Source organism: Sediminibacterium sp. FW305-C-269, from assembly GCF_058231045.1.
Map to the genome: position 1 here is coordinate 431,306 of NZ_JBIQXQ010000003.1, position 16,850 is coordinate 448,155.

The following is a 16,850-nucleotide window of genomic DNA, read 5'->3' on the forward strand; positions in this document are numbered from 1 at the left end:
AAAGCAGGCAAAGAAGTAAATCGCCGCAAAGGTAAGATGATAAATGAGGATAATAAAGCTTTTGTTGAACTTGGGGATAGGGAGTGGATTGTGTAAACAGTGCATGACTGCGCTGTGTTAGAGGATTTTTCGGAAAAACCGGTAAATCCTGCTAATCTTGTGGTTCTATCCGGCAAAGTATGAGCGAAATCATCATGGAAAACTGGGAAAAAAGGAGTGGGGAGCACCAGAAACAGTACAAACAGTTCTTGCAGCGGGCCAATAAGAACAGGGTACTGAAACTGCTGCCCGACCTGCACGAAGCCGCTTTTGAGGAAATTGATTGTTTAACCTGCGCCAATTGCTGCAAGAATTATTCTCCCCGGTTCAAAACCCCTGATATCAAACGCATCAGCAAATACCTGGGGATGAAGGAAGGTGATTTTATCGAGACCTATCTCTACCTGGATGATGAGGGTGATTACGTGGCCAAAAGCAAACCATGCCCTTTTCTGGGAAGCGATAACTATTGTTCCATCTATGACACAAGGCCGTCTGACTGCCAGCGTTTTCCCTATACCGATGAGGACGTATTGCTGAAACGGCCCGCCATCACGTTAAAGAATTCGACTTTTTGTCCCGCAGTTTATTTTGTACTGGAGAAACTGATGACTACTTTGAAGTAAGCTCTTCATAAGCAGCTGTCAGGCTTCTTTCCGCACCGCTGTTCTTCCAGCTGATACCGGGCAGTTCTTGGGATTTGATGATCTCTTCTTTGCTTTTGCCTGCTTTGATCTGGCTGTCAACAAAATCCAGCAGTTTTTTCAGGTAATCTTCAAAAGCTGCCAGGTCGTTCAATGAGCCCGTGATCTTTTCCGGATCGCCGGCATGTCCGAATATGAATAAAGTGTCCTTATCAAATGTTTTCTGTGCTTTCTGCATGACGCTTATCCAGTTTTGTATGTTGGCACCGGCTGATCTGTCGATGAATGGAGAGAGCTGGTTAAACAGCAGGTCGCCCATATGTGCGATATTAGCCTGTTCAAAATGGATAATGGCATCACCATTCGTATGGGCGGCGCCGAAATAATAAGCACGTATACTTTCTTTACCGATCTTCTGTTTCCAGCTTTTGCTGAAGGTGATATCCTGGAACAGTTGTTTGTCGGTGGTCTTTGCCTGTTCCGCCACGCGTTGGTAGTTGGCTAAACAGTTCTCATGTCCTACCACATGTTCAGCAATGTTTTTGAATGAAATATTCCCACCGGTGTGATCACCATGATGGTGGGTGTTGATCAGAAACCTGAATGGCATTTCTTTACGCTTCTTCAGTTCTTCTATCACGTGACTGGCAGGGTCGGGAAACTGCGAGTCTACAACAACGTACCCGTCTTCCGACTGGTAAAAACCTATTGTACCGCCTCTTTCTGTGAATATACCTATGTCACCACGGAGCATTTTTATTTTATAAGCAGGCTGTTGTAGTAAACCAGCCAACAGGTCCTGGGAAGATAGTGCCAGTAATCCGGCGGTAAGTCCTGTATTACGCAGGAATAAGCGACGTTTCATAAGTATTGGTTTAGGTTGAGGACGGATTACTAAGATAGGCAAATTTAGTATTCCATCTTCCGCAGGCTGGGAGCTTTGAACCAGGTAGTGGCTACCACCAGTAAGGTCATACAACCGCCGAAAACCACGGAAGGGATCACCCCCATCAGTTTGGCGGCCACACCGCTTTCGAACTGGCCCAGTTCATTGCTGCTGTTGATGAACATGGAGTTTACACTCATAACCCGGCCTCGCATATGGTCAGGTGTTTTCAATTGCAGGATAGTACCCCTGATCACCACACTGATTCCGTCGAGTATACCGCTCAGCATTAATACGGCAAAAGAAAGCCAGAATATTTTGGATAGGGCAAATATGATAATGCACAATCCGAAGCCGCCCACTGCCAGTAATAGCTTTTTGCCCTGTCCGCTGCGCATGGGTGCGATGGTGAGGGTTACGATGATCAGTATGGAACCGATATCCGAAGCCGCATTCAACCAGCCGAAACCGATGGGGCCTGTTTTCAATACGTCTTTGGCAAAAACCGGTATCATGGCTACGGCTCCTCCAAATAATACTGCAAACAGGTCAAGCGAGAGGGCCCCCAAGACTTCTTTGGTGCGGAACACAAAATTCAATCCTTCCTTTACACTGTCCAATGTTTTCTTTTCACCGGGTTCGTTCAGCGGTGGTTTGGGGTGTAGCAGGTACATGAAGCAGAGCCCCAAAGTCACCAGCAGACAAATAATAGCCAGTGAGCCCGTATTGCCAAGGCCGGCTATTAGGAAACCTACTGTAGCATGTCCCGTTACAGAGGCTGATAACCATACTCCCTGGTTCCAGGTAGTGGCATTCTGCAGGATGTTTTTGGGAACGATGGAAGCCAGCATGGTTCCGAATGTGGGACCTGTGAACGCCCTGAATATGCCCGTAAAAAAGATAATGACATAAATGCTGAATGCGATCCAGTGATTGCTGATCTGCGTAGCGGTATACCGGGTGGATAAGCCCAGTAGTAATAGTGCACAGCAGAGATACAGCGATACGCCTTTCAATAATAATTTTCGTTTCTCACTGATATCAATCACATGACCGGCATACAGGGAAAGAGATACGGCGGGAATCACTTCCGATAAACCGATCAGGCCAATGGCGAAAGGTTCATTGGTGAGTTCGTAGATCCACCAGCCCACCAGGGTGCCCATCATCCGAAGTCCCATGATGAACAGGAACCGTCCCAGCATCAGGTGCCTGTATTCCGGTATCCGCATGGCGGCAAAAGGGTCATGTTTCTGTTGGATATGGGTCATGGATCAGTAGTGGATTGACAAGATTTTTGAGGACCTTGCTAAGGTAAGCTGAAATAATGTTGTCCTTCATCGTAATCCTTATCCAACGCATCGATCACGATCTGCAGATGTTTCTCGTTGCCCAGGAAATCGGCATTGCTGGCATCAATAAAAATGGTTTTGATATTGTGCTGTTTGATATAGCTGGTATAGGTTTCCTGTAGGTTGAAAAGGTATTCATCAGGGATGCTCTGCTCATAACTGCGGTTCCTTTTGCGTATATTAGATTGCAGTTTCTGGACCGGGGCATGCAGGTAGATAAGGATGTCCGGGAAGACCAGTTGCTGGTGAATGATATCGAACAGTTTCTGGTACAGCCGAAATTCTTCTTCCGGGAGGTTCACCTTGGCAAAAAGAAGGCATTTGGTGAACAGGTAATCAGAAATGGTCACGGTTTGAAAAAGGTCTTTGGTATGCACCATCTCTTTCAGTTGCTTATAACGCTCGGCCATAAAGAACAGTTCCAGCGGAAAAGCATATTGATCCGGGTTCTCGTAAAATTTTGGGAGGAAGGGGTTGTCGGCAAACTCTTCCAGTATCAGCCTTGCATTGAAGTGTTTGGCCAATAAATGCGTCAGCGTGGTTTTGCCCACGCCGATATTTCCCTCCACAGTGATAAAATGGTGCTTCATGTAATCGCAGCTCAATGATGGCCAAAATTAACCGCCATCAGGTAGTGGTGTGAGATTTTTTTTGCACATCAAGCGGATCGGTGCATTCGTCCAGCAATTGTGCGATGGTTTTGTGTAAAACAGGGTGTAACAGCCCCGGTGCAATCTCTGATAAAGGCAGTAATGCAAATCTTCTCAGCGGGAGAGCCGGATGCGGTAATGTTAATAACCTCGTGGACAATACGAGGTCGTCGATCAGTAAAATATCCAGGTCAATGATCCTTGGTCCCAGCTTAACGGTTCTTTTGCGTCCCATAGATTCCTCTATGGACAGCAATGTTTTCATCAGTTCCCCGGGGGGAAGATGGGTGGCAACGGCAAGGGCCTGGTTGTAAAAATTGGGTTGATCCGTTAATCCCCAGGCGGCAGTTTCGTAAATAGCCGAAGAAAGAACGATATTGCCACAGGATTGTTGAATATAATGAATTGCTTCCTGCAGATAAGCAGACCGGTCGCCAAGATTGCCGCCTATCAGCAAATAAGCTGTATTCATAATTGGAAAAGGTTTTGAGGGGGCAAATATCTTTAAATTCATACTACTTAATCGAAAATTATGCAAGGCTTTTTTAAAACATTCTTTGCTTCCTTACTGGCGCTGATCATTTTTACGGTGATCGGGATATTTATTCTATTGGGAATCATTGCCAGTGCCACTACAGCCGATAAACCGGTTGTCGGTAAGGACGCTGTGTTGGTACTGGATCTTTCCAGCGAATTCAAAGAACAGTCGAGGGATAATCCATTGGATGCTCTGGTGAATGGTATTGAAAACGAGTGGCCCTCCCTGCATGATATGGTGCGTATGATCCGTTATGCCAAATCCGATTCCGCCATCAAAGGTATTTACGTGCTGTGTGGTAATAATCGGAATGGTTTTGCCGCCAGTGAGGAATTGCGGAAGGCGTTGGTCGATTTTAAAACCAGTAAAAAATTCCTGCTGGCCTATGGAGAAGCCATCTCTCAGAAAGGGTATTATGTGGGTAGTGCGGCCGATAGGATCTACTGTCATCCGCAGGGTGGGGTAGAGTGGTTTGGGTATTCCTCCAACCTGATCTTCCTGAAAGGTATGCTTGATAAACTGGAAATACAGCCACAGATCTTTTATGCCGGTAAGTTCAAGAGTGCCACGGAACCGCTGCGTGAAACAAAGATGACAGAAGCCAACCGTCTGCAGACATCCGTTTGGCTGGGTGATCTGTACAATGACCTGCTGGCAGTAACCGCCACTTCGCGTAAACTGGATACGGCGATGTTGAGGAGTATGGCGGTGCAGGGTACCATACAAACAGCGCAGGATGCAGTTACACACCAACTGGTGGATGGGGTAAAATACGATGATGAAGTAAAAAGGGAGATGCAGGATAAATTGAAACTCAGCCCGCGTGAGAAGATCAATTTTGTTACGTTCAGTGATTATGGTAAGGCTGTTGATTTTAAAGAGTCTTACAGCGACAAAAAAATTGCATTGATCTATGCCGATGGAGATATTGTTTCCGGCAATGGAGATCATGATCAGGTAGGAAGTGATGTATTTCGTACGTTGATACGTAAAGCAAGATTGGATAATGACGTGAAAGCGATCGTTTTCCGGATCAACTCTCCCGGGGGAAGTTCATTGGCGAGTGATGTGATCTGGCATGAGATCACACTGGCTCGAAAAGAGAAACCTGTAGTCGTAAGTATGGGAGATGTTGCGGCATCTGGGGGCTATTATATTGCCTGTAATGCGGATTCCGTTTTTGCCAATGCCAATACGATCACAGGATCTATCGGGGTATTCAGTATCGTTCCTAATTTTCAGTCTTTCTTCAAAAATAAACTGGGTATTACATTCGATGGGGTAAAGACAGCCCCGTTTGCCGATGCCGGCGGGGGGGACAGGCCTTTGAATGAAACAGAAAAAAGATTCTTCCAGGCTGCCACCGATTCCATATACCATACTTTCAAAAGCAGGGTGGCCGAAGGGCGTAAAAAAGATATCGGATATATCGACAGCATCGCACAGGGACGTGTTTGGACCGGTAAACGAGGAATTGATGTGGGATTGGTGGATAGGATCGGCACGCTGCAGGATGCAATTGCTTCCGCTGCCCGGATGGCAAAACTGGGTGAATACCGGATCAAAGAATACCCGGAGAAAAAGACCATTTTTGAGCAGATCATGAACAGTTATAAAAGATCGATCAAAACCAGCCTTTTAAAGGAAGAGCTGGGAGAGGAGCAGTTAAAAGCGCTGCAGGAACTCGGGAAAGTGAAGGCAATGATCGGTACACCGCAGGCAAAGCTGCCGTTTTTGGTTACAATCCGTTAAACGGCCTGTTGTTTGAACAGACGTTCATCAAAATAAAAATCAGCGGCATTACCCAGTTTCACTTTTTTGAAATCTGTATGGAGCGGATTGATGAGATAGTTGTGTTCCTGATGAACAATGGCCGATGGGCATCGGCATAACAAGTTTTGCTGTGATTGCAGTATCTCTTTCCCCATCCATTGGGTATAGTCAAAATCGTGGTGCCAGTTCTTTTTCAGGCCGTGCAAGCGGATGTCGTGATAGGCAATATTATCCGGTACCTCTATTTCCATGAGTTGCACGAGCCGAAGGTCCTCCAGGGTATGGGCATTAGCCAGTATTTCCAGCAATGCCAGGGATATGGTTTCGCTGGTATAGATCACGGGAATGCCCGGAGGGTTCCATCTGCCGCCTTTCAGGCGCGCACCGGTTCCGGAGAGGTCCTGCGCAAACTTCCTGTGTGCAAAACGAAAAAGCATCATGCGTAAACACCTTGTTGAATACGGATCAGTTGATCAATGATTTCCTGTATGCCACGATCTGAATATAAAGATGCAAAATTGAGTGTTTGCCCCATCACCGACTTCTCCTTTTTTAACCAGCGGTAAAAAGCCTGTGCATCCGTAAATGTTTCCAGCCCCAGCTGTATCATTTCCTGCAACAGCAGTATCCGGTCAGTATAAATGCCTTCAAAGGAAGAGTTGTTTTTGGCATAACGCTGCAGCGTTCTTTCAGAGAGATGCAGCATATTGGCCCATTCTGCCTGGGTAAAAGGTACCAGATCAGCTACCTTTTTCATTTTTTTATAGGTGTAATCAGCTACCTGTACAGGTTTCTTTGCCGGAGGATAGATGATGGCTGGTTCTTCTACGCGGGCTGTTTTCCCTTTCGGAGCGGTATATTTCTGCATTTTTGCCATATCCGTCAATTGTCGTACAATAATACGACTTTTGGCGGATATTTCGGTTTCCTGCTCTTTTTTTTTCAATAGGCAAATAATGGGATAGATTTGTTTGTATAATGTATTCATTATGAAAGGTACCTATAGCCAGTACAAGGCAATGCTGGCCATTACCCGGGGTAGTTTACGGGCTATTTTCCGCAGTCCCTCGGCGGTCATATTCAGTATTGCTTTTCCATTGGTGTTCATCCTGGTGTTTGGGTTTATTGGCAATGGAGGTAAAGTGTCCCTGAATGTGGCATTTGACAAACATACAGATACGGCCAATCCGGTATATGCCGCTATCAAGGGGGTGGCAGGTGTCAAAATAGTCAGCAAGCCGGACATTGAGATCCAGGAAGACCTGGAAAAGGGCAGGATCACTGCTGTGATCAATATTGAGAAATCCGGGCTGTCTAATCCACCTTATAAGATCAGCCTGTTGAGTTCTGAAGCGGTAAGCCCGCAGAACCTGCAGGTACTCCGGTCGATCCTGGATGCTGTTATCGCAGGACTCAATCAAAAGACCTATGCCAACGCACCTACCATCGCTATGGTAAGTAATACGGTACAAAAAATTCCCGGTCGTATTTACCGTACCATCGATTTTATCCTTCCCGGACAGTTGGGCTTCTCTTTGTTAAGTTCCGGAGTTTTTGGGGTGGCTTTCCTGTTTTTTAACCTGCGGCAGCAACTGGTGTTGAAGCGGTTTTATGCAACGCCTATCAAACGATCCTATATCGTACTGGGCGAAGCCATCAGCCGGGTATTGTTCCAGATGCTTACTTCTGTGATTGTGATCGGTGTAGGGCATTTCCTGTTCCAGTTCACGCTGGTACATGGTTTGCAGACCTTTCTTGAGATCATGGTGCTGAGTTTCATAGCACTGATCCTGTTCATGGGCTTTGGTTTTATTGTGAGTAGTGTGGCTAAGAGTGAAAGCACCATCCCGCCGTTCGCTAACCTGATCACTTTGCCGCAGTTCCTGCTGGCTGGAACTTTTTTCTCCATCGAAGCATTCCCCGCCTGGCTGCAGCCGATCTGTAAAATATTACCACTGACACATTTTAATACGGCCATGCGCAATATTGCATTTGAAGGGACCAGTTTGCTCAGTTGCTGGAAAGAATTGGGTATACTTGGCATCTGGACAGTGGTGGTCTATGCTGTTGCTTTTAAAACTTTTAAGTGGGAGTAGTGTATGAAACTGATCAAGCTGATTTTTTTTAGTGTACTGTCATTGTTTGTGGTTGCCTCATTCATAGGTATTTTACTGCCCTCTCATGTGCTGGTCTCAAGGGCTGTAGATATTGTGGCCGCAAAAGATTCCATCAAACCTTATATTGCCGATATTCAACAATGGAAGAACTGGATGGAGGGTATGAAGCAGGCTTCGGTTACCATCCATTCGCCGGTAAAAGCAGATCTTGCCGGTACAGAAGTGGTGATCACCAATATCACAGATTCATCGGTGGTATCCATCTGGACCCCCAAAAAAGGCATCAGGCAAACCAGTACGGTTCGTATCATCGGCAACAGCGCTCAAAACCAGGTAGTTGTTCAGTGGCAGTTCGAACAGCAATTGCCCTGGTATCCGTGGGAAAGGTTGGGTTCGATGATGAACGATAAGATACTGGGCACCATGATGGAAACAAATCTTAATCATCTCAAGAAACTGGCAGAGCAGCACTAATCACCGGCTCAGTTGCCCCAGTATACCGGTGATTACCTGATATACCTTGGTCAGTTCCTCTTCCGTAATACAATAGGGGGGCATCAGGTAAACCGTATTGCCCAATGGCCGGAGATATACGCCTTCTTGCATTGCTTTCTGCGTAATGAAACTGCTGAGCGAATTGAGGTATCCATCTTTTCCCTGAGTCACCTCAAAAGCAAGGATAGTGCCGCAAACACGGATGTCTTTTACAGGAAAACCTTGGGTCAGTGTTTCGGCGAAGCTTGTGTTTGATCGGCAGAGCCATTCGATCTTCTGCCGGCAGCTTTCTTTTTCCAGGAGGTCCAGACTGGCTAATGCGGCTGTACAGGCAAGGGGATTGGCTGTAAAAGAGTGGCCATGGAAAAAAGTCTTGAATGCATCATCGTTTACGAATGCTTCGTAAATATACTGGTTACAGGAAGTTACACCCAGCGCCATGGTACCACCGGTTAGGCCTTTACTCAGGCAGATGATGTCTGGCTGTTCGGTCAGGTATTCACTGGCAAACAGTTTGCCTGTTCTGCCAAAACCTGTCATCACTTCATCAGCAATACAAATGATCCGGAATTGTTTAACAGCTGCCAACAGCCGGTTCATCAATGCTGCCTCATACATCTTTATACCACCAGCGCCCTGAACCAGTGGTTCATAGATGAAAGCGGCGATCTCTTCACCCTGTTGTTGCAGGAGTTGTTCGATAGCACCTATGTTTTCCAGGGTAGGCGTATCAATAAAAATCACCTCAAATAACAGGTCGTGAAAAGCCAGGGTAAATACGCTTCGGTCGCTTACACTCATGGCACCAAAAGTGTCTCCATGGTAAGAATTCCGGAATGCCAGTATTTTTTTTCGGTTGGTTTCACCCTGGTTCCACCAGTATTGTATGGACATCTTCATGGCTACTTCTGTGGAGGTGGACCCGTTGTCACTATAAAAAACACGGCTCATGTTACCCGGTAACAATGGTAGCAGCCTTTCAGCGAGCCTGACCGCAGGTTCGTGTGTAAATCCGGCAAATATGACCTGCTCCAGTTGTAATGCCTGGTGGTAGATTTTTTCTGCAATATAGGGATGTGCATGGCCATGGAGGTTTACCCACCAGCTACTGATCGCGTCAATATAGGTGCTGCCATCTTCGGCGTATAAGAGTGTTCCGGCAGCTTTTACAATGGGGACAGGTGCTGCCATATTTTTTTGCGGGGTAAAGGGATGCCAGATTACCCTTTGGTCTCTTTCTGTTAAACTCATGAGGCAAATGTAATTGGCAATACGCTAAAAAATGAGTCAAAAGATTGTAAAAGCTGCAACGAACCATTTCCGTCTTTTATCCGGAAGGGCTGATAAAAGAAAGATTTCGTTTGATGCCTTTGTACTTGGCCCTTTTGATGGGAGAACCCTTGAAAATACGGGTGAAAGCTTCTTCACTCAGTGCTTCCCATTCTCGTGTGCCCAGGTTCAGTATTTCGGGGATGGGAGTGAATGCCGGTTCCGAATGTGTTTTGCTGAAACGGTTCCATGGGCAAATATCCTGGCAAACATCGCAGCCGAATAACCAGTTGTCGAATTTCCCTTTCATCTGCTCCGGAATCAGTGCATCTTTTAATTCGATGGTGAAATAACTGATGCATTTGCTGCCGTCGATCACTTTGTTGTTACCGATGGCGTCGGTAGGGCAGGCGTCGATGCATTTCCGGCAACTGCCGCAGAAATCTTTGGCAAGGGCATCGTCGTACTCTAGTTCTATATCCACTATGAGTGTGGCGATAAAATAAAAAGAACCGGTTTGTTTGTTGATGAGGTTCCCGTTTCGGCCGATCCACCCCGCACCGCTTTTTACGGCCCAGGTCCTTTCCAGTACTGGGGCCGAGTCTACAAATCCCCGTCCCTGTATCTCTCCGATGGATTGGTTGAGCTGTGCCAGGAAACCATGGAGTTTGGCCCGTATCACATCGTGATAATCCTTTCCATAGGCGTATTTGGCAATTTTAGGTATGCCGGTTGACTGCTTTTGCGCAGGATAATAATTCTGTAGCAGGGTTATCACAGATTTAGCACCGGGTACCAGCTTACGAGGGTCTATACGCAGATCAAAATGGTTCTCCATGTATTGCATGCTTCCATGCATACCTTGACGCAACCAGGCTTCAAGACGTCGGGCATCTTCATCCAGTTGTTCCGCCCTGGCAATACCACAATACGAGAATCCCAGCTGTCGGGCAGCTTCTTTCACCAAACGGGTATGTTTTTGCAGAACGCTCAAGGTGTTGGCTATTTACAGTTGGATGCCAGTTGTGCATCAATAGAACGTTTCATATCCATATAGATATCTTTTCTTTCTTCGCCTAATAGCCCTTTTGTGAAGAAGATACAGGCATAACCCCGGCAATGATCTACCATGGGCCAGGTGCCAAATAATCCCGGACTGGCCACTACGGTTCCCTGTCCGTTCTCATCTGCTTCCAGTATCCATTCACCAAACCCATAATTATATCCTTCGGCCGCTTTTGGTGCATATTTGATCATGGCAGGAGTGGTACGCACGGTCTGCATATCTCCGATCGCTTTTTCGCTGAGTATTCTTTTGCCATTGAACATTCCCTTATTCAGGATCATGGACAGGAAATTCATATAATCGCCGGCAGTAGAGATGGCTCCGCCGGAAGGATTTACGGCATTGAAGCTGGCAAAACTGGTGTTACGCATCATGAGCGGACGGGTAATGCGCTCCTGCATGAGCTGTTCAAAACTTCTGCGAGTCAACACTTCAAGTACACGACCGGCAATATTCAGCCCGATATTGCTGTAACGGAAAGAAAGGCCCGGGTTAGATTCAATCTCCTGTTTGGAGGCAAAATCATTTACTTCTTCTTCCAGTGAAGCATATTTTTTACGACCCATGATACTGAGCAGGCGTATGGGCTCCGATTCGATGCCGGTTAAATGTACGAGGCAATCCTTGATAGTGATATAACCTTTGGAATATTTGGTGAAAATGGGCAGGTATTTACCCACCTTGTCATCCAGTGATAGCTTGCCCTGGTCCACAAAACTCATGACCAATGCCGCCGTCAGCCATTTACTGCAACTGGCAATAGGCGCCTGGGTTTTCAGGTTAAAATCGGCTCCGATGGATTTTTGGTAAATGAGCTTGCCGTCTTTATAGATCAGGGCAACCACCTGTCCGCCAAGTTCTTTCCTGGAAGCTTCCAGTTTGCGGTCAAGTTCTGAAAACTCAGGCTGCCCCATGGCTACCTGAAAGAATAACAGGAAAATGAATACAGCACTGACTTTACCGCAGATTTCGCTTGTTTTTACAGACATAATTTCCGGATTTATCACTTGGATTGTGATTTGTAATAAGGTTTAAAGTTATTTGAAAAATAGCTAGTTCCGACAGAAATCGGTGGCCTGGCTGCAAAGAGTCTTTTGATAAATCCTGTTGCCCAAAGTACCAAAAGTACCCGTGTGCGACGCAAGAAAAGAGGAAGCGCCAACTGCAGCCGGGTAAAAACTATCTATCAGTCAATTAACCTTATACAAATCTGCCAATCAGTAAACGATAAAACCCCTATATGAACCTGAACAATTATACCATCAAGGCCCAGGAAACCATCCAGGCGGCACAGCAGGTAGCGTTCAATAACGGTAATCCCAATATTGAGACCAACCACCTGTTGAAAGCCTTGCTGGCGGATAAGGACAGTCCGGTAGAATTTTTGTTGAAGCGGAACAATGTGAATGTGGCATTCACCGAAACCAAAGTGGATGAAAGTATCAGCAAATTACCCAAGATCCAGACCGGTGAACCTGCCCAGAGCATCAGTCGCGACCTGAATACCGTTTTCCTTAAAGCCAACAGCACACTGAAAGAATTTAAGGATGAATTCATCAGCACGGAGCACCTGTTGCTCGCCCTGTTGCAGGTGAATGATGATACTGCCAAAACCCTGAAAGCGGTGGGTCTTACAGAAAAAGGCCTGATCACGGCTATCAAGGACCTGCGCAAGGGAGATACTATTCAATCGCAGACACAGGAAACCCAGTTGAATACTCTGAACAAATATGCCAAAAACCTGAATGAAATGGCTAGGCAGGGTAAGCTGGATCCTGTGATCGGCAGGGATGAAGAGATCCGCAGAACCCTGCACATTCTTACCCGTAGAAGTAAGAACAACCCGATACTGGTAGGTGAGCCCGGCGTAGGTAAAACTGCTATTGTGGAGGGGCTGGCCATGCGTATCATCAATGGTGATGTGCCTGATAACCTGCGTTCCAAAACCATTTTTGCACTGGATATGGGACAACTGATCGCCGGTGCCAAATACAAAGGTGAATTTGAAGAACGTTTGAAGGGCGTGGTAAAGGAAGTGTCTACCAGCGATGGGGAGATCATCCTTTTCATTGATGAGATCCATACCCTGATCGGTGCAGGTGGTGGTGAGGGTGCGATGGATGCAGCCAATATCCTGAAGCCGGCACTGGCCCGTGGAGAACTGAGAGCCATTGGCGCCACCACCCTGAATGAGTACCAGAAATATTTTGAGAAAGATAAAGCACTCGAACGCCGTTTCCAGAAAGTGATGATCGATGAACCCTCTATGGAAGATGCGATCTCCATTCTGCGTGGACTCAAAGACAGGTATGAGACCCACCACCATGTACGTATTAAGGACGAAGCCATTATTGCGGCAGTGGAACTGTCAAGTCGTTATATGACCGACCGGTTCCTGCCGGACAAAGCCATTGACCTGATCGACGAAAGTGCGGCCAAACTGCGCCTGGAAATGAATTCAATGCCGGAAGAACTGGATAAACTGGAGCGACAGATACGCCAGCTGGAAATTGAGCGCGAAGCCATCAAACGGGAGAATGATGAATCCAAACTGAAAGAACTGAATGTTGATATCAGCACCCTGATGGTGGAGCGGGATACCCTGAAATCGAAATGGAAACAGGAAAAAGAACTGGTAGAGAAGGTCCAGAACGCGAAAGCAAAAATTGAAGATCTGAAACAACAGGCCGAACAGGCGGAGCGTAACGGCGAATATGGAAAAGTAGCTGAGATCCGGTATGGTAAGATCAAAGAGCAGGAGGCGCTGATTACAGAGATCTCCGCACAGATCGAAAGCTCCACTGATAAACGATTATTGAAGGAAGAAGTGGATGCTGAGGATATTGCAGCCAATGTAGCCAAAGCAACAGGTATCCCGGTAGCCAAAATGCTGCAGAGCGAAAGGGAGAAATTACTGCACCTGGAGGATGAACTGCATCATCGTGTGGTTGGACAGGAAGAAGCCATCACAGCGGTGGCCGATGCTATCCGCAGAAGCCGTGCCGGTTTGCAGGATCCCAAAAAACCGATCGGTTCATTCATCTTTCTCGGAACCACCGGTGTGGGTAAAACAGAACTGGCCAAAGCGCTGGCCGAATACCTGTTCGATGACGAAAGTATGATGACCCGTATTGACATGAGTGAATACCAGGAGAAGCATACCGTATCAAGGCTGGTAGGAGCTCCTCCGGGATATGTAGGATATGATGAAGGTGGACAGCTGACCGAAGCCGTACGCCGAAAACCGTACAGTGTGGTATTGCTGGATGAGATCGAAAAAGCACACCCGGATGTATGGAACGTATTACTGCAGGTGCTGGATGATGGCCGTCTGACCGATAACAAAGGACGTGTGGTGAACTTTAAGAATACCATCATCATCATGACCAGCAATATAGGTAGCCACCTGATCCAGGATGCATTTGAGAAAGTGAATGAGGACAATGTTGAGGAAGTAACAGAAACGGCCAAGGTTGAAGTGATGAATCTGTTGCGTCAGACCATCAGGCCTGAGTTTCTGAACAGGGTGGATGAGATCATCATGTTCAGTCCGCTGATGAAAAAGCAGATCCTGGGCATCGTCAAGATCCAGCTGGAAGGGTTGAAAAAACTGGTGGCCGAGAACGGTATCGAACTGAATTTCAGTAAGTATTTGCTAGAGTTCCTGTCTGAACAGGGATATGATCCGCAATTTGGCGCCAGACCGCTGAAAAGGCTGATCCAGAAACAGATCATCAATGCCCTGAGTAAAAGAATTCTGGCAGGTGATATCGATAAAACAAAACCTGTATTAGTAGATGTGTTTGATGGGGTAGTTGTATTCAGGAACGAAGAATAAAGATGGGTTGACATAGGTTTTCAGGCCGGGGTAATGGTATCCCGGCCTTTTCTTTTAGGGTGTATTGATAGGAGGTGATTGCGGCAAATACGCTATGCAGTACTGCCCCGACAGATTATATTAGTAGTTCATATACACGCATGCCCCTTTAATTGGAGGACGCAAATTGCGTCCTCCAATTAAAGGGGATAACTCCCAAAAAGTTATGGATAGACAAGATATTCAGGTTGCTGACAAAGTGATTATGAACAAGATTTATGTGATACGAGGCCATAAGGTAATGATTGACAGGGATTTGTCCGAATTGTATGGTGTGGAGACCAAAAGGCTGAAAGAAGCTGTCAGGCGTCATTTGTCGCGTTTCCCGGAAGATTTTATGTTTCAGATGAATAGGGATGAGTTCGAGAATTGGAGAACGCAATTTGCGTCCTCCAATTCTCTCAAAATGGGACTCAGGCATTTGCCCTACTGTTTCACGGAACAGGGAGCAACCATGTTATCCTGTATTCTTAGCAGCGAAAGAGCCATTAAGGTGAATATTCAGCTGATACGGATATTCTCGCGTATGCGGGAAACATTATTGACGCATAAGGATATACTACTGCAGTTGGAAAAAATCGAAGAAAGGCTTTCTGGCCATGATGGGCAGATTCAGACTCTCTTTCAATATCTCAAACAACTGATCAATCCTACACAACCTGCCAGGCAAAGAATCGGGTTCAGGCGAAATCAGGAATGATTTTGCATTTTTTAAGGTGAACAGGCATGAGAAATGTATCATCATGACTGATCCTCTTTCTGCAGAAGTCATCAACAGCCTGCTCAGAATCTGCTTTAGAAAAAAAACCAGATAGCAGCAATCATACTGCGGAACACCTTAGACCTGTTGTATATCAAGAAGCATTCAAATATTGCGGTTGGGCAATCTTAAAAACAACCGTGCCGTGTGATTAGGAGAATAGATCGTTTTTAATAAAGAGGCTTGAATGCGTAAAAACAAGGGGCAGGTACGATGGATACCTGCCCCCCTATTGATGTAGCCGGAGAATAATCGATTATTCTTGTGGTTTGTTTTTAAGGGCCATTAAGAGGGTATACGCACCTTTAGTTACAATGGTTTTACCTGCAAAACTGGCACTATTCATGACCTCTATAAACCCATTCTCTTTGGTTCCTGTTTCAATGGCTGTCATCAGGAATTGATTGGGAGCTTTTTGTATGAATACATAGTTAACGCCCTCGTAAGCTACAATGGCTTCTTCGGGTAATGCAGGAGATTGCTGACTTTTCAGCTTGATCTCAGCATTCATATAGGTGCCCGGGAACAGGGTTTTGTCATAATCTTCAAAGTGACAATGTACATCAGCGGTTCTCTCTGGTGAAAGATCGTGACTGATGATGCTGATCTCACAGGGGTGTTTTTTTCCTGGGTTGTTATTGGTATATGCCAACAATTTCTGCCCAATGGCCAGTTTGGGCAGGTCTTTTTCAAATACCTGCAGGTTCAGGTGAATATCGTCAGGATTCACCAGTTCAAACAGGATATCAGTAGGGTTCACATATTTTCCTGTGTTCACCTTTACGCTTGATACGAACCCGGTAATGGGAGAGTAGATGTTGACACTTCTGGAAATATTGTTCTCCGATACCTGCTGCGGATTGATATGGATCAGCTTCAGTTTTTCAGCAATGGCACCCAGGTTGATTTTCTGTGTTTGATAATCCATCTGTGTTTGCTGGAAAATTTTATCACTGGTAGCTTTACTCTGGTTCAGTTCTTTCTGGCGGAGGAACTCTGCTTCAAGATATACCAGCTTTGATTTGGTTGTTAAATAATCCTGCTGCAGCTGGATGTATTGCTGGTCTTCCATAACGCCGATCACTTCTCCTTTGCTGATGTGCATACCCGGTAACAGTTTGGTAGAACGTAAAAAACCACCCAGGGGCATACTTACCGATATCATATTCTGTGGCGGCACATCTATTTTACCACTCACTTTGATTATGGCGGATATGCTTTTCTCTTCCACTTTCCCGGTTTCTATTTTGGAACCTGCCAATTGTGCTGATGTTAAGGTTACGAGGTTGGCAACTTCCGGTTTGGATATAGCGGCTTCTTCCTGCTTTTTGCTACTGCAGGCTGAGAGCATGATGAACAATAAGACGATATATATATGCTTCAT

At 46.1% G+C, this 16,850-nt stretch carries 16 protein-coding genes; 6 read left to right on the plus strand and 10 right to left on the minus strand.

All coding sequences use genetic code 11. The annotated features are described in order from the left end of the window. Positions 1–179 precede the first annotated feature (179 nt). Complete coding sequence (locus ACH3Y6_RS11805) at positions 180–665, plus strand: YkgJ family cysteine cluster protein (protein WP_490835816.1); 486 nt, start codon at positions 180–182, stop codon at positions 663–665. Here the strand turns inward: ACH3Y6_RS11805 and ACH3Y6_RS11810 are convergent. From ACH3Y6_RS11810 to folK, 4 genes are read right to left on the minus strand one after another with little or no spacing between them, the layout of a single operon-like run. Further along, positions 652–1,548 (minus strand): MBL fold metallo-hydrolase, encoded by an 897-nt coding sequence (locus ACH3Y6_RS11810; RefSeq protein WP_490835817.1) that lies wholly within the window; start codon positions 1,546–1,548, stop codon positions 652–654. The two genes, ACH3Y6_RS11805 and ACH3Y6_RS11810, sit on opposite strands and share 14 nt — an antisense overlap. Before the next feature lie 44 nt (positions 1,549–1,592). Beyond that, positions 1,593–2,840, minus strand: coding sequence for an MFS transporter (locus ACH3Y6_RS11815; RefSeq protein ID WP_490835818.1), 1,248 nt, complete (start codon positions 2,838–2,840; stop codon positions 1,593–1,595). 38 nt (positions 2,841–2,878) lie between these two features. Then, on the minus strand, positions 2,879–3,511 hold the full coding sequence (locus tag ACH3Y6_RS11820) for a deoxynucleoside kinase (RefSeq protein ID WP_490835819.1): 633 nt from the start codon (positions 3,509–3,511) through the stop codon (positions 2,879–2,881). A 37-nt stretch (positions 3,512–3,548) separates the two neighbouring features. Next, the gene (gene folK, locus ACH3Y6_RS11825; RefSeq protein ID WP_490835820.1) at positions 3,549–4,043 is read right to left on the minus strand and encodes a 2-amino-4-hydroxy-6-hydroxymethyldihydropteridine diphosphokinase; all 495 of its coding nucleotides are present in this window, start codon (positions 4,041–4,043) and stop codon (positions 3,549–3,551) included. Between the two features lie 60 nt (positions 4,044–4,103). Between folK and sppA the strand changes: the two genes are divergently transcribed. Next, positions 4,104–5,861: a signal peptide peptidase SppA gene (gene sppA, locus ACH3Y6_RS11830; RefSeq protein WP_490835821.1), complete on the plus strand. Its 1,758-nt coding sequence runs from the start codon at positions 4,104–4,106 to the stop codon at positions 5,859–5,861. Here the strand turns inward: sppA and ACH3Y6_RS11835 are convergent. Together ACH3Y6_RS11835 and ACH3Y6_RS11840 are read right to left on the minus strand one after the other, a co-directional pair. After that, entirely contained in the window at positions 5,858–6,322 is a 465-nt protein-coding gene (locus tag ACH3Y6_RS11835; RefSeq protein WP_490835822.1) for an RES family NAD+ phosphorylase, read from the minus strand. The two genes, sppA and ACH3Y6_RS11835, sit on opposite strands and share 4 nt — an antisense overlap. Beyond that, on the minus strand, positions 6,319–6,759 hold the full coding sequence (locus ACH3Y6_RS11840) for an Xre family toxin-antitoxin system antitoxin (protein WP_490835823.1): 441 nt from the start codon (positions 6,757–6,759) through the stop codon (positions 6,319–6,321). The genes ACH3Y6_RS11835 and ACH3Y6_RS11840 overlap by 4 nt, the downstream gene beginning before the upstream one ends. Positions 6,760–6,871: 112 nt before the next feature. Here ACH3Y6_RS11840 and ACH3Y6_RS11845 point away from each other — a divergent pair, with 112 nt between their 5' ends. Both ACH3Y6_RS11845 and ACH3Y6_RS11850 read left to right on the plus strand, forming a co-directional pair. Then, positions 6,872–7,978, plus strand: a complete 1,107-nt coding sequence (locus ACH3Y6_RS11845; RefSeq protein ID WP_490835824.1) for an ABC transporter permease — start codon at positions 6,872–6,874, stop codon at positions 7,976–7,978. A gap of 3 nt (positions 7,979–7,981) precedes the next feature. After that, positions 7,982–8,473 carry an SRPBCC family protein gene (locus tag ACH3Y6_RS11850; RefSeq protein ID WP_490835825.1) on the plus strand — a complete coding sequence of 164 codons (492 nt, stop codon included), beginning with the start codon at positions 7,982–7,984 and terminating at the stop codon, positions 8,471–8,473. On the opposite strand, the gene bioA is transcribed toward ACH3Y6_RS11850, so the two are convergent. From bioA to ACH3Y6_RS11865, 3 genes are all read right to left on the minus strand, one after another. Next, the gene (bioA, locus tag ACH3Y6_RS11855) at positions 8,474–9,745 is read right to left on the minus strand and encodes an adenosylmethionine--8-amino-7-oxononanoate transaminase (protein ID WP_490835826.1); all 1,272 of its coding nucleotides are present in this window, start codon (positions 9,743–9,745) and stop codon (positions 8,474–8,476) included. A gap of 76 nt (positions 9,746–9,821) precedes the next feature. Further along, entirely contained in the window at positions 9,822–10,757 is a 936-nt protein-coding gene (queG, locus tag ACH3Y6_RS11860; protein WP_490835827.1) for a tRNA epoxyqueuosine(34) reductase QueG, read from the minus strand. 8 nt (positions 10,758–10,765) lie between these two features. Beyond that, complete coding sequence (locus tag ACH3Y6_RS11865; RefSeq protein ID WP_490835828.1) at positions 10,766–11,818, minus strand: serine hydrolase domain-containing protein; 1,053 nt, start codon at positions 11,816–11,818, stop codon at positions 10,766–10,768. Between the two features lie 251 nt (positions 11,819–12,069). Between ACH3Y6_RS11865 and clpB the strand changes: the two genes are divergently transcribed. Together clpB and ACH3Y6_RS11875 are read left to right on the plus strand one after the other, a co-directional pair. Continuing rightward, a complete protein-coding gene (gene clpB, locus ACH3Y6_RS11870; protein WP_490835829.1) occupies positions 12,070–14,667 on the plus strand; it encodes an ATP-dependent chaperone ClpB in 2,598 nt (865 codons plus the stop codon). A 244-nt stretch (positions 14,668–14,911) separates the two neighbouring features. Next, positions 14,912–15,406, plus strand: a complete 495-nt coding sequence (locus ACH3Y6_RS11875; RefSeq protein WP_490835830.1) for an ORF6N domain-containing protein — start codon at positions 14,912–14,914, stop codon at positions 15,404–15,406. 316 nt (positions 15,407–15,722) lie between these two features. Here ACH3Y6_RS11875 and ACH3Y6_RS11880 read toward each other — a convergent pair whose 3' ends face one another. Further along, a complete protein-coding gene (locus ACH3Y6_RS11880) occupies positions 15,723–16,850 on the minus strand; it encodes an efflux RND transporter periplasmic adaptor subunit (protein ID WP_490835831.1) in 1,128 nt (375 codons plus the stop codon).

Bases quoted from the DNA above. Each gene is read 5' to 3' on its own strand.
- ACH3Y6_RS11820 (WP_490835819.1), bottom strand. From the start codon at position 3,511: ATGAAGCACCATTTTATCACTGTGGAGGGAAATATCGGCGTGGGCAAA.
- ACH3Y6_RS11880 (WP_490835831.1), bottom strand. From the start codon at position 16,850: ATGAAGCATATATATATCGTCTTATTGTTCATCATGCTCTCAGCCTGC.
- ACH3Y6_RS11850 (WP_490835825.1), top strand. From the start codon at position 7,982: ATGAAACTGATCAAGCTGATTTTTTTTAGTGTACTGTCATTGTTTGTG.
- ACH3Y6_RS11875 (WP_490835830.1), top strand. From the start codon at position 14,912: ATGAACAAGATTTATGTGATACGAGGCCATAAGGTAATGATTGACAGG.
- ACH3Y6_RS11810 (WP_490835817.1), bottom strand. From the start codon at position 1,548: ATGAAACGTCGCTTATTCCTGCGTAATACAGGACTTACCGCCGGATTA.
- folK (WP_490835820.1), bottom strand. From the start codon at position 4,043: ATGAATACAGCTTATTTGCTGATAGGCGGCAATCTTGGCGACCGGTCT.
- ACH3Y6_RS11835 (WP_490835822.1), bottom strand. From the start codon at position 6,322: ATGATGCTTTTTCGTTTTGCACACAGGAAGTTTGCGCAGGACCTCTCC.
- clpB (WP_490835829.1), top strand. From the start codon at position 12,070: ATGAACCTGAACAATTATACCATCAAGGCCCAGGAAACCATCCAGGCG.
- sppA (WP_490835821.1), top strand. From the start codon at position 4,104: ATGCAAGGCTTTTTTAAAACATTCTTTGCTTCCTTACTGGCGCTGATC.
- ACH3Y6_RS11845 (WP_490835824.1), top strand. From the start codon at position 6,872: ATGAAAGGTACCTATAGCCAGTACAAGGCAATGCTGGCCATTACCCGG.
- ACH3Y6_RS11805 (WP_490835816.1), top strand. From the start codon at position 180: ATGAGCGAAATCATCATGGAAAACTGGGAAAAAAGGAGTGGGGAGCAC.
- ACH3Y6_RS11865 (WP_490835828.1), bottom strand. From the start codon at position 11,818: ATGTCTGTAAAAACAAGCGAAATCTGCGGTAAAGTCAGTGCTGTATTC.
- ACH3Y6_RS11815 (WP_490835818.1), bottom strand. From the start codon at position 2,840: ATGACCCATATCCAACAGAAACATGACCCTTTTGCCGCCATGCGGATA.
- ACH3Y6_RS11840 (WP_490835823.1), bottom strand. From the start codon at position 6,759: ATGGCAAAAATGCAGAAATATACCGCTCCGAAAGGGAAAACAGCCCGC.
- bioA (WP_490835826.1), bottom strand. From the start codon at position 9,745: ATGAGTTTAACAGAAAGAGACCAAAGGGTAATCTGGCATCCCTTTACC.